Consider the following 11240-nt stretch of genomic DNA (forward strand, 5'->3'; position numbering starts at 1 on the left):
CGTCGCCCATCATGAGCGCGACCGCCCGCCGAGCCTAGGCAAGTGTAGGACTAGGCCAAAAGGTTTACAGCCGGGCTGAGTCAAACATGCCCAGAGCAGCGATGCCCTATAGTGGGGCTATGCAACACCCCGCACAGCTGCGCTTTGTCCCGTCGCGCTGCCTCGTCGTGCAATTTTGTTGCTGTTGTTGTTGTTGATTTCCTGACGCCCCCTGACGCTGTAGAAATCCTCGCGCTGCCCGTCAACGGGTGATCCCACCGGTGTGCCCGGCAGAATCACATCGCGCGTCACTCGAAAGCCCTTCAGGAAGATCAACCACCCATGACTGTCTTGCCGATAACCGACCGTGCCGCGGCACAGGTGGCCAGCCGCCCACGCGTCGTCGCCCGGCCGGCCGCCGAGCTCACCCACCTGACCCGCTACCGGGGCGGAACCTACTCCCACACCGTGGACAGGGCCGTCTTCACCGACGGCAGCTGGGCGCGCACGGATCTGATTAGGCTCAACCCGAACGTCCCTGCCTACTCGCTGGATTTCACCGGCATCGCGCCGCACCACCCGTCGCGCTACCAGCTGGGAAGCTGGTCGGATCTCCCCCACCTGCTGACGTCCGGCCACGAAGCCGAGGTCGATTGGATCCTGCGGCATTCCTTCCCGATGCGCTCCACCGGCGAGTTGAGCCGACAGTTGCGCGAGGCCGGTTACCCGGTCGGAGCGGCCAACATCAGCGAACACGAGGCGATCGCCGCGACCCAGGCCGCGATCTGGTATCTCACCAACGGGCTCGCGCTGGACACCCGACCGCTCAACGTTCCCATCGCCGTGCATCGGGCAGCCGGGCCGGTGATCACCTTCGAATTCGACGGCGAACCTCAGCTGGGCGGCTATTCGGTGTGGACGACGTCGGGCAGCGCGGTCGAGTTGAGGCTGCAAAAATCGGCCAATGGCGTTGTGTGGCAAGATATTTCCGGATCGCTGCTCACAACCGACGCCGGCGAGGGCCACTACCGGCGCACACTGGGCGAGGGCAGCACGCTGTCAACCAGCAGCCACGGCCGTGGCGGACGCGGCTACCGCTACTACCGACTGATCGCAACGTCGGAGAGCGGTGCACCAAGGATCGAGCACGTCGGCTTCTGGCTGACCGGCACGCGGCACTTCCGCAACGCCGACAAAGTCGTGCATCTCTACAACTATCTGCTCGCCGGCGCACGCGCGGCGCTGAATGAAGCAAGCGAACCGATACTGGTCGATTCCCACGCCGCCGCTGAGTCCGACCTGATCGGACCCTTCCAAGTCCGAATCCCGCTCATGCTCAGCGCCACGGACGGTCACACACTGGTCGACGCCGACGGGTTTTCTATCAGCGGGAAGGTCGAGCCGGGGACGACCTTTTACCTACGTCGGGCGCCGGGCACGTCGGCTGCGACACTGACCGCGACGACGACGCAGAATCTGCCCGGAAGAGTTCTGACCGGGGTGGCGTTACAGGAAGCGTCGCACCGGTTTACCCCCGTTGCGCTAGCCATCCCCACCGAGATGGCCATAGAGTTCGACATTAGCTGGGAAGCCCACGAACCCTGGTCCGACGTCGTTGGAGACGGATGTAAGTGAGTATCGCCGAGGACGTCACGCAACTGATCGGGCGCACGCCCCTGGTCCGGCTGAACCGAGTCACCGACGGCGCAGGCGCCGATGTCGTCGCGAAGCTGGAATCGTTCAACCCGGCGAACAGCGTGAAGGACCGCCTTGGCGTGGCCCTGATCGACGCGGCCGAGGAAGCGGGCCTGATCAAGCCGGACACCATCATCCTCGAGCCGACCAGTGGCAACACCGGCATCGCGCTGGCGATGGTGGCCGCGGCACGCGGGTATCGGATCGTGCTGACCATGCCCGAGACGATGAGCGTCGAACGGCGGAAGCTGTTGCGGGCTCTGGGCGCCGAACTCGTCCTCACGCCGGGCCCCGAGGGCATGCCGGGCGCGATCGCCAAGGCCGAGGAACTGGCCAAAACGGACCAGCGGTACTTCGTGCCGCAACAGTTCGAGAACCCGGCCAACCCGGCGATCCACCGCAAAACCACCGCCGAGGAGGTCTGGCGGGACACCGACGGCAAGATCGATATCTTCGTGTCCGGGGTCGGGACCGGCGGCACCATCACCGGTGTCGCCCAGGTCATCAAGGAACGCAAGCCCTCGGCGCAGTTCGTGGCCGTCGAGCCGGCGGCGTCACCGGTGCTGTCCGGCGGCCAGAAGGGCCCCCACCCGATCCAGGGCATCGGCGCCGGGTTCATCCCGCCGGTGCTGGATATGGATCTGGTCGACGAGGTCATCACCGTCGGCAACGACGACTCAATCAACCTGGCCCGGCGCCTGGCCCGCGAAGAGGGACTGCTGGTCGGCATCTCCTCGGGTGCGGCCGCGGTGGCGGCGATCCAGGTGGCTCACCGCCCGGAGAACGCGGGCAAACTCATCGTCGTTGTGCTACCCGACTTCGGCGAGCGGTACCTGAGCACCCCGCTCTTCGCCGACGTCACCGACTAGCCATGCTCGCGGCGATACGGCGTGACATAGCGGCGGCAAGGCAGCGAGATCCGGCCGCCCCGACCACGCTCGAGGTGATCTTCGCCTACCCGGGCGTGCACGCAATCTGGGGCCACCGGATCAGCCACTGGTTGTGGAAGCGCGGCGCCCGGGTGGCCGCGCGGACGCTCGCGGAACTCACCCGCATCCTGACCGGCGTCGACATCCACCCGGGGGCGACCCTCGGGGCCGGCCTCTTCATCGACCACGCAACCGGCGTCGTGATCGGGGAAACGGCCGAAGTGGGCGAGGACGTGATGATCTACCACGGTGTCACGCTCGGCGGTAGCGGCAGGGATACCGGCAAACGGCACCCGACGATCGGTGACCGGGTGGTCATCGGCGCCGGAGCAAAGGTTCTCGGCGCGATCAAGATCGGCGACGACAGCCGGATCGGCGCCAACGCCGTCGTGGTCAAGGAAGTGCCGTCCACCGCTGTGGTCGTCGGAGTGCCCGGGCAGATCATCAGCCGCATCAGGCCGGGCGAGGACGACTCGATGATGCCCGATCTGGTGGGCGTAAGCCTGCAGTCGTTGCTGACCCGAGTCGCCAAACTGGAGGCCCAGAATGACGGCAACGGCCAAACGGGCCGCGTGATCCGGCCGCCGGAAGCCGGAGTGTGGCACGGCGAGGACTTCTCCATCTGAGCCGGCTTGGTTAGGCGGTCTTCTCTGCTACCGGCGTCGGCACCACAATCTGGTCTCTAGCTGCGACGGCACGCACTCCGAGCCCCGCGCAGCAATCCACGTTCAAGGGGTTCGACAAGACAACTGCGCCGATGTCGACGATGATGTACGGATGCGACTGCCTCTCATGCTTGCCACCGTCGCGGCCACCCTCGGCCTGGCCCTCGCCGTACCGGCGCTGGCCGACCCGGGTGACCCCCCTCCCGGCCCCGTCCCCGACAATCCTGCTGCTGATGCAGCTTTTCTGGACTCGCTCAACAAAGCGGGCATGACCTATCGCAACGGTGCGGACGCCGTCGCCGCCGGCAGAATGGCCTGCAACATGATGATCTCGGGGCGATCGGAAAAGGACGTCGTCGATGAGTTGTCCATGCGCAACCCCGGACTGAACAGCGGCGGTGCCATGAAGTTCGCCGCGCTTGCATCGAGCACTTACTGCCCGGACTACCTGAGCAAGTCGAGCGTGCACACCACCCAGCCGCTTATCCCGGGGCTTGGTGGCCGTTAGGGCCGGTAAGAAACGCCTGCTCCCCCGCCTGGACTCGAACCAGCCGAATCTGTTTGCTAGCCTGGAGCTGTGACCAGGTAAAAATAGGCTCTGAGCTGCATCGACACCTTCTCCGGGATGTAAATCTCGTATAACCTCGTAGTAGCTCGTGATAACCCATCTGGCACGAGATCTGGCACGAGGAGCACACCATGAAGCGTCGGGGTTTCGGCAACATCCGCAAGCTAGCGTCCGGACGGTACCAGGCCCGCTAGACCACCACGACCGGCGTAACCATCACCGCGCCCCACACCTTCCCCACCAAGACGGCGGCCGAGATGTGGTTGGTCGACCGGCGCCGCGGCATCGACGCGCAACTTGTCCGGCCGGTCAAGATCACGTTCGAGGACTACTCCAAGACGTGGCTTGCGACCCGGCAGACAGCCGGTCGACCGCTGAAGGCCCGGACCCGTGATCATTACCAGTCGATCCTCGACCGTGAGCTGATTCCGCGGTTTGGGACGTCGCAGCTGTCCGCGATTACGTCGGCCGACGTCCGGGCCTGGTATGCGGGCGCCCTAGTCGGCAAACCCACCATGAAAGCGCTACCAAGATCAGATCACAAACATGACTGAATTCATGCGGGAAGCAGACGTGTTACCGCCGTTCTTTGTGCTTGCACTCGAGTCCCGCATGAGGATGCAGACGATAATTGACAAGCTGAATACCGCTGCGCTCGTTACGATTCCACCAGACAAACCGTGTCCTGCCGCCACCCCGCAGCCACCGATTGACGCTGTTTGCATCCTCGGGAAAGGCTTGGCGCTGTATCAGCGTCGAAGCGTGGGACCGATATTCCACATTCTTACGACCGGCACCGCCTATCAAGGCTGGTTTGGCCTGGGGACGACGACACTCCGCTGGCGAAACTAATGGCGTGGCTGCACACGACCAATCGCGGGATCGTTCGCCCTGGTCTCGAGGATTATTTTCTTTCTCGATCTTGCGCACCTCGTCATCGGTGGCTGTCTCGCATTCCCAAAGGATCTCTTTGCGCAGGGTTAGCTCGAAGCAGCCGGGTTCGAGTTCGAGGTCCGCGACGATCTGCGCGTAGGCGCTGGGGCTACCCATGTATAGCGCCGAACCCGTCAAGTCCATGCCGACGTAAATCTTTCCGTTGGGGTAGGTGATCTTGTAGACCTGCTTACGTCGGGGCATATCGCCAGACCATAGACCTGCCGAACCCACCAGCACCGGACCACAGCGCGACACGACCACTTGAACAACCGAAGCCGTCGGTCCCGCTACTTAGGATCGAATTCCTTGAACCCAGGCTGTACTTCAGATAAGAACATGTGAAGACGCAGACTATGCGCCTGGCAAGAGGCAAAGGGAAGTGCAGCGGTGAACGGATCTAAGATGCTCGCGAAAGTTGCCATCGTCGGCATGTTTCTTGGCGCGGCCAGCGCGGCGAGTCTCCAAGCCGCCCAGGCCGACGCGGACGACCCGCTATCTGGCAGCGATACGGCGATCATCCTCGGCGGAACCTTCGAGTCGACCCCGTCGACCTCATTCGCGCAGGCCGCCGAGGATCTGTATCTGCACCCGCTGGGTTTCGACGATGGCGCGATGGACTCGACGGTCTGCGACATGGTCGGGACCGACCCGTGCGCCGCGCCGCTGCAGGTACTGACGACGCCCGAACTGCTCCAGCAAAGCAATCTCACCGACGCCGACGACGTCACCCTCGCCGTGGAGAACGAATTCACCGCGAACCCAGGCGCTTTCACCGCCGAGGACCCGCTGACGATCTTCGGATACTCCCAAAGCGCCACCGCCGAGTCGATCGCCATGACCCAACTCGCAGCAGACGGCATCCCCAGCGCCGATCTGCACTTCGTGTTCATCGGCGACCCCTCCCTCCCGGGCGGAATTGAGGCGAACACTACCGTGACGCCCGATGATCTGTACCCGGCGACGATCTACACGCTCGACGGCGACGGGGTCGCCGACTACCAACAGGACTTCACAGCCGGAGGTCAACTGGATGCGCTGTACAACCTGTTCACCACGCACGCGGAATATTTGGGTTTGACACCGACGGAAATCGCCAACGCGACCACGTCGACCGACGGCGACCTCACCCTTGTCGACATCTCCGACAACATCAACAGCTTCGACGCGCTTATTGGTGCACTCGATAACGGGATCGGCAGCAGCGGACTGTTCGAGAGCCTATTCGAGTCCCTGCAACTGTTTTTGACCAATACGTTCTGACCTGAGTCCTGAGTGAGCGCACCGGGCAGCGGTCGCACGCAAGGGGCCGCGTGACGGCCAGGTATGTCACTCAACAGCGCTTAGGCAGCGAAGAACATTTGCCGGGCGGCTTTCGTTGCTGCGAAAACCCCCAACCCGTAGCCAGCCATTTCGGCCGTTTGGCCAGGTGCGCCACCATCCCGGGGGCGGAGGGTCCTCCCGGTACCCCCTGACCCACTGAGCTGTTAGTGATGGTGACCGGTCGGAGGGTCGCGCGCGGCGTAGCTGATGCTGCTGCACGGTCAGCAATTCCACTCGTATGCCTTGCAATGAATATCTATTGCCTCGATCATTAAGTGGCAGCATCAGCAGTCCGGGACCCGATGAAGCAAGTGCTATTCGGGACCAGGTGAAGGGAGCGATCAATGACTCGGCCAAGATCATCCGGCGCCCGCACCAGCATCGCAAAGATCGCGGCCGCAGCAGTACTTATCGCTATACCCACGGCCACGGTGAGCGTCCCGGCGTATGCGGCGCCCGCGGACACACCGAGTGTGCTTCCGGCGCCGCCGCCAGCGGATCCACCCACCGATGCACCACAGCCGCCACCGCCTCCGCCGCCACCACCGGCCCCCCAGCAGTCGGTGTACACGGACGACTGGTGGGGGCCGGGCAATAACGTTGCAGGCAATTGGTGAGCTGATCGCGCTCGGTGGCGGTTAGAGAATTATGAACCTCCGCTGGCGTTGATCTGGACAACGCAGTCGGGCTGCGTGAATCCGAACGCCGCGCGCATCACTCCGCGGACCTGGGTCGAGTCAGAGCTAAACGCGCTGTACGGGTTCGCCATGACCGACAGGTCTTGCCGCAGAACGGTAAACGACTTGTCGGCCGCGATGGCCCAGACCGTCCCGTCTGGAATCGTCGGAAGTGCGTCGGTGCTCTCGGGCCCGCTGTACAGCGGCACCCCGAAGATTCGGCGAATGACCGGGTTGGTGACATCGCCGGGCGTCTGAGCCAGGATCGGCTCATTGGACACGACTGTTGCGGTCGGCTCGAATCGCTTGATCTGCGACAACTGCTCAACGGTCGTAAAGCTGGCCGCGAAACCTGTTACAACAGAACCGTATTGCTCAACCTGACTGATGGCCTGGAGAGCCCAGTCGAAGTTGTAGAAATCGCCGATCACGTTGATCACTTGATAGTCAATCGACCCTAGACCAGCCGGTCCGTTCGTGGTCGAAGTCGAAAAGAACGCGGAGTCCAACGCACGAGCGAACGACCGGACCAGACCGTCCCCGACGACACCAGCCGCTTCCGCGTTGGCCGCACTATCCGCGATCAACTCGTTGCTCACCGTGGTCAATGCCTTGAGTCCGTAAGGCGTCACGACGAGTTCGCCATAAGCTGGATACCTTGGGCGGGGTCATCCGTCTTTGACGGTTCTTCCGACTCCCATTTACCGTCTGGGTTCGGACCGCAGTGCTACCAGATTACAGCCAAATCCGTTCAATTCCGCGCCAGCGCAGTACCCGACCAGCACCGCTGCTGTTACAGCGCGTTATGCGGAGAATCCGTCGTGCTCACTGCGGGAGTCGCCGAGTTCGGCTATGCGCCCGGCGTCACCACGTCAACGATCTGCGGGATCATCTTGCCCGTAATCCGGTCCCACGAGATCTTGATATTGGTCACGCGCCCGGCGCGAACGCGAAGCGACGCCTTCCGCATCGAGGACCTGAACGAGACCTCCCCGTCGGCGTCGATGTCGAACGAGATGCAGTCGCCCTTCTTTACCGTGCCGAGTGAGGCACCGTTCCAGAACACCTGCACCTTCGGGTTGACCGCGAACTGCTGCGTGTAGCCGTAGACGACGACGTTCGAGTCGCGCAGGATCGGCACCCCGCAGCCGGGGCAGGTCGGGGCCTTGCTGGACACTTGCTTCCCGCACTCGGGGCACGCGATGAGAGCCACGCCGTCATGGTAGAGGGACGTGCACGCCGATCCCGCATATCCGATGCAAAGCATTGCCGGTCGCGCCTATTTGCTGGAGCATCTGGCACATATCTGGCACGCGCTCGGAGAATATGCCTCTGACCTGCGTTGATTGTTGCTCCCCCGCCTGGACTCGAACCAGGAACCCTTCGGTTAACAGCCGAATGCTCTGCCAATTGAGCTACGGAGGACTGCCCTCTTCCGCGCTTGTGGTTGGCGCGGATCGAGGGATGACTCTAGCGTACTGGCGTGCTGACGCCCAACCAGATTGAAGCCCCGCCGAGGGGGGTTCCCCCACGCAGATAGGGCAGGATGGACTCATCGCACCAACGTCTGGAGGACCGCTTTGATCCGGTATGTCGTCGTGCTGGGACTGGGCTACGTGTTGGGCGCGAAGGCCGGCCGGCGCCGCTACGAGCAGATCGTCGGCACCTACCGCGCGCTCACCAGCAGTCCCGCCGCCAAGTCGGTGATCGAGGGGGGCCGGCGCAAGATCGCGAATCGGGTCTCGCCCGACAGCCGGATGGTGACGTTGACCGAGATCGACAACGAGACCAGCGTCGTCGAGCCGCAAAGCCCGAGAAGTCAGCCCTGACCGCGGGCCGCTCAGGCGGTCAGATCGTCACCGCTGGCCTGCTGCAGCAGGCTGCGCCGATAGGCCTCCATCGCGACCAGGTCGCCGAACAGCGCGTGGTACTCGTCACCCTGTTCCACCGGTGACATCCGCTGCAGCTTCGACTTGACTTCCGCGATCTGCCGACCGACCCAGACCTCTTGCAGGCGGGCCAGCACGCCGACGATGTAGCGCGGCAGCTTGTCGTCGTCGTTGACCCGGATGGCCTCGACCCCCAACTCGCTGATCAGCCCGGCGGCCGCCGGCGACGGAGCCTTCTGGCGCACCGCGTCGAGCCACTCGGCCCCGCCGATGCCCGTCCCGGTGCCGCCGGCCGCCTCGATGGCCCTGCACACCGCGGCGTAGCCGGGATGGGTGAAACTTTCCACGGTCAGCGTGTCGAACACCGGCCCGGCCAGCGCGGGGTACTGCAACGCCGACTTGAGCGCCTCGCGCTGCGGCCACAGCGTGGGGTCGTGGGGGTCGGGACGAAGGGCGGCGAAATCGGCCGCGCCGCCCTCGGCCCGGGCTGCGGCGGCACGACGGGGCTTGGCACGACTCTGGCCCGTGGGAGCTTTGGCCTCCTCACGCACGCGGCCGACGACCTGGGCCACATCCGACCAGCCCACCCAGCCCGTTAGCTGGCGCGCGTACTCGTCGCGCAGCGTTGGGTCTTTGATCTGGGCGACGATCGGCACACAACGCTGCAGCGCGGCCACCCGGCCCTCGGCGCTGTCCAAGTCGACCTCACTGAGCGCCGCGCGAATCGCGAACTCGAACAACGGAGTTCGCCGCGCCACCAGATCCCGAAGAGCGCCCTCGCCGGACGCCAGCCGTAGATCGCAGGGGTCCATGCCATCGGCGGCGACCGCAACAAAGGACTGGCCGGCCAGATGCTGCTCGCCGCCGAAGGCCTTGAGCGCCGCGGCGCGGCCTGCCTCGTCGCCGTCGAACACGTAGATCAGTTCACCGCGAAAGAAGTTGTCGTCCATCATCAATCGGCGCAGCATCGCCAGGTGCTCGTCACCGAACGCGGTGCCGCATGATGCGACCGCCGTCGTCACCCCGGCCAAGTGCATCGCCATCACGTCGGTGTAGCCCTCAACGACGACGGCCTGATGCCCCTTGGCGATGTCGCGCTTGGCCAGGTCGATACCGAATAGCGCCGAAGACTTCTTGTACAGCAACGTCTCCGGCGTGTTGACGTACTTGGCCTCCATCGGATCGTCGTCGAACAGCCGCCGTGCCCCGAACCCGATCACCTCTCCGGCCGATGAGCGGATCGGCCACAGCAACCTGCGATGAAAGCGGTCGATCGGGCCGCGGCGACCTTCCCGCGACAGGCCTGCGGCCTCGAGCTCCTTGAACTCAAAACCCTTGCGCACCAGATGCTTTGTCAGCGAGTCCCAGCCCGACGGCGCGAATCCGCAGCCAAAGTGGCGCGCCGCGTCGGCATCGAAATTCCGCTCGCTCAAGTATTTGCGGGCCGGCAGCGCCTCCGGCGATTCGAGCGCCGCCGTGTAGAACCCCAACGCTGCGGCGTTGGCGGCGATCAGCCGGCTGCGACTGCCCCGGTCGCGCTGCACGCTGGTGGCCGCGCCGGTGTAGGTGATCGTGTACCCGACCCGGTCGGCCAGCACTTCGACGGCCTCGACGAAGCTGATGTGTTCGATCTTCTGGACGAACGCGTAGACGTCGCCGCCCTCGCCGCAGCCAAAGCAGTGGAAGTGACCGTGATTGGGCCGCACGTGAAACGACGGCGACTTTTCGTCGTGAAATGGGCAGAGGCCCTTGAGTGAGTCCGCGCCGGCGCGACGCAGCTGGACGTAGTCGCCGACGACCTCCTCGATGCGAACTCGTTCGCGGATGGCGGCGATATCGCGATCAGGGATACGGCCGGGCATCGGCTCAGTGTAGAGCGCTCTCCCGTCGACGACGCCCGGTTAACCGGTGCCGATCACGCCGCAGGCGATGCGCTTCTCGGCGTCGGGGCCAGACTCCACGCCGTGCACCATGAGGGCTGTCTTGCTGCCCGCCAACAGGTCGTCCCTGGTGAACGCGTCGGTCGTGGTCACCAAGTAGGCGGCGCCGTCCTTGCGCACGTCCAAGGTCGAGAGGTCACCGCTAGGCGGTTCTCCGGTGTGGCCCGGTGCTTGGTAGTGCATACCGGCCGACATGAAGTCGCCGGGCGCGCCGCCCATCGGGTCGACCGAGTTGGGCTCGCATTTGCCGATCTCGTGGATGTGCATGCCGTGCAATCCCGGCGCCAGGATGCCGTTGGTGGTCGTCGTCACCGTGACAGTGGCATAGCCGTTGGCGAATTCGAAGGTGGCGGTCGCCACCGACCGGCCGTCGGCGGTGTGCAGCTCGGCGCTGAGTGTTTGGGCGCCGGCCGGAGTGCTCGTGGTGGATGACGAGGTCGTCGACTGCTGATGAGAGCTGCAGGCGCTGAGTGCGACGACCGCGGACAACGTGGCGACAACAACTTTGGTGTGCTTGGACATAAACCCCACCCTAGTGCGGCGGTTCAGGGCTCAGCGGTCTCGATACGTTCCAGACGCCCCTCGGTGAAGGAGGCGATCTGGTCGACGACGACCCGCATTCTCTCACCGTCGTCGGCGGCG

At 64.5% G+C, this 11240-nt stretch carries 13 protein-coding genes, 1 tRNA gene and 1 pseudogene; 7 read left to right on the top strand and 8 right to left on the bottom strand.

Annotated features, from left to right (window positions below; genetic code table 11):
* Nucleotides 1-117 precede the first annotated feature (117 nt).
* A complete protein-coding gene (locus VKI00_RS17640) occupies nucleotides 118-315 on the bottom strand; it encodes a hypothetical protein (protein ID WP_324439594.1) in 198 nt (65 codons plus the stop codon).
* Nucleotides 316-321: 6 nt separating this feature from the next.
* On the opposite strand from VKI00_RS17640, the gene VKI00_RS17645 reads away from it, so the two are divergent.
* The 5 genes from VKI00_RS17645 (at nucleotide 322) to VKI00_RS17665 (ending at nucleotide 4390) form a co-directional block, all read left to right on the top strand.
* Entirely contained in the window at nucleotides 322-1614 is a 1293-nt protein-coding gene (locus VKI00_RS17645) for a thioester domain-containing protein (RefSeq protein ID WP_324439596.1), read from the top strand.
* Nucleotides 1611-2543 carry a cysteine synthase A gene (gene cysK, locus VKI00_RS17650; protein ID WP_324439598.1) on the top strand — a complete coding sequence of 311 codons (933 nt, stop codon included), beginning with the start codon at nucleotides 1611-1613 and terminating at the stop codon, nucleotides 2541-2543. The genes VKI00_RS17645 and cysK overlap by 4 nt, the downstream gene beginning before the upstream one ends.
* 2 nt (nucleotides 2544-2545) lie before the next feature.
* Nucleotides 2546-3229: a serine O-acetyltransferase gene (gene cysE, locus VKI00_RS17655; protein ID WP_324439600.1), complete on the top strand. Its 684-nt coding sequence runs from the start codon at nucleotides 2546-2548 to the stop codon at nucleotides 3227-3229.
* A 151-nt stretch (nucleotides 3230-3380) separates the two neighbouring features.
* Nucleotides 3381-3776 carry a DUF732 domain-containing protein gene (locus tag VKI00_RS17660; RefSeq protein WP_324439602.1) on the top strand — a complete coding sequence of 132 codons (396 nt, stop codon included), beginning with the start codon at nucleotides 3381-3383 and terminating at the stop codon, nucleotides 3774-3776.
* Between the two features lie 317 nt (nucleotides 3777-4093).
* On the top strand, nucleotides 4094-4390 hold the full coding sequence (locus tag VKI00_RS17665; RefSeq protein ID WP_324439604.1) for a hypothetical protein: 297 nt from the start codon (nucleotides 4094-4096) through the stop codon (nucleotides 4388-4390).
* 22 nt (nucleotides 4391-4412) lie between these two features.
* On the opposite strand, the gene VKI00_RS17670 is transcribed toward VKI00_RS17665, so the two are convergent.
* Entirely contained in the window at nucleotides 4413-4973 is a 561-nt protein-coding gene (locus tag VKI00_RS17670; protein WP_324439606.1) for a hypothetical protein, read from the bottom strand.
* A 201-nt stretch (nucleotides 4974-5174) separates the two neighbouring features.
* On the opposite strand from VKI00_RS17670, the gene VKI00_RS17675 reads away from it, so the two are divergent.
* Nucleotides 5175-6032 (top strand): PE-PPE domain-containing protein, encoded by an 858-nt coding sequence (locus VKI00_RS17675; RefSeq protein WP_324439608.1) that lies wholly within the window; start codon nucleotides 5175-5177, stop codon nucleotides 6030-6032.
* A gap of 706 nt (nucleotides 6033-6738) precedes the next feature.
* Here the strand turns inward: VKI00_RS17675 and VKI00_RS17680 are convergent.
* The 3 genes and pseudogenes from VKI00_RS17680 to VKI00_RS17690 form a co-directional block, all read right to left on the bottom strand.
* Nucleotides 6739-7410, bottom strand: a pseudogene (locus tag VKI00_RS17680) (phage major capsid protein); the annotation flags it as partial.
* Between the two features lie 209 nt (nucleotides 7411-7619).
* Nucleotides 7620-7982: a hypothetical protein gene (locus VKI00_RS17685; protein WP_324439610.1), complete on the bottom strand. Its 363-nt coding sequence runs from the start codon at nucleotides 7980-7982 to the stop codon at nucleotides 7620-7622.
* A 139-nt stretch (nucleotides 7983-8121) separates the two neighbouring features.
* Nucleotides 8122-8194: transfer RNA gene (locus VKI00_RS17690), tRNA-Asn, on the bottom strand.
* Between the two features lie 155 nt (nucleotides 8195-8349).
* Here VKI00_RS17690 and VKI00_RS17695 point away from each other — a divergent pair.
* Nucleotides 8350-8598 (top strand): hypothetical protein, encoded by a 249-nt coding sequence (locus VKI00_RS17695; protein ID WP_324439611.1) that lies wholly within the window; start codon nucleotides 8350-8352, stop codon nucleotides 8596-8598.
* 11 nt (nucleotides 8599-8609) lie between these two features.
* On the opposite strand, the gene dnaG is transcribed toward VKI00_RS17695, so the two are convergent.
* The 3 genes from dnaG to VKI00_RS17710 all read right to left on the bottom strand — a co-directional run.
* The gene (gene dnaG / locus VKI00_RS17700; RefSeq protein ID WP_324439613.1) at nucleotides 8610-10520 is read right to left on the bottom strand and encodes a DNA primase; all 1911 of its coding nucleotides are present in this window, start codon (nucleotides 10518-10520) and stop codon (nucleotides 8610-8612) included.
* Between the two features lie 39 nt (nucleotides 10521-10559).
* A complete protein-coding gene (locus tag VKI00_RS17705; RefSeq protein WP_324439615.1) occupies nucleotides 10560-11120 on the bottom strand; it encodes a superoxide dismutase family protein in 561 nt (186 codons plus the stop codon).
* Between the two features lie 23 nt (nucleotides 11121-11143).
* The coding region (locus VKI00_RS17710) for a hypothetical protein (RefSeq protein WP_324439619.1) at nucleotides 11144-11240 on the bottom strand (97 nt) is incomplete at its 5' end.

The sequence above is a fragment of the Mycobacterium sp. genome, from assembly GCF_035314665.1.
In the GTDB taxonomy this organism is placed as follows: Bacteria; Actinomycetota; Actinomycetes; order Mycobacteriales; family Mycobacteriaceae; genus Mycobacterium.

Excerpts from the sequence above, each read along its gene's own strand:
- VKI00_RS17645 (WP_324439596.1), top strand. The coding sequence starts at position 322 with ATGACTGTCTTGCCGATAACCGACCGTGCCGCGGCACAGGTGGCCAGC.
- cysE (WP_324439600.1), top strand. The coding sequence starts at position 2,546 with ATGCTCGCGGCGATACGGCGTGACATAGCGGCGGCAAGGCAGCGAGAT.
- VKI00_RS17660 (WP_324439602.1), top strand. The coding sequence starts at position 3,381 with ATGCGACTGCCTCTCATGCTTGCCACCGTCGCGGCCACCCTCGGCCTG.
- VKI00_RS17665 (WP_324439604.1), top strand. The coding sequence starts at position 4,094 with ATGTGGTTGGTCGACCGGCGCCGCGGCATCGACGCGCAACTTGTCCGG.
- VKI00_RS17670 (WP_324439606.1), bottom strand. The coding sequence starts at position 4,973 with ATGCCCCGACGTAAGCAGGTCTACAAGATCACCTACCCCAACGGAAAG.
- VKI00_RS17675 (WP_324439608.1), top strand. The coding sequence starts at position 5,175 with ATGCTCGCGAAAGTTGCCATCGTCGGCATGTTTCTTGGCGCGGCCAGC.
- dnaG (WP_324439613.1), bottom strand. The coding sequence starts at position 10,520 with ATGCCCGGCCGTATCCCTGATCGCGATATCGCCGCCATCCGCGAACGA.
- VKI00_RS17705 (WP_324439615.1), bottom strand. The coding sequence starts at position 11,120 with ATGTCCAAGCACACCAAAGTTGTTGTCGCCACGTTGTCCGCGGTCGTC.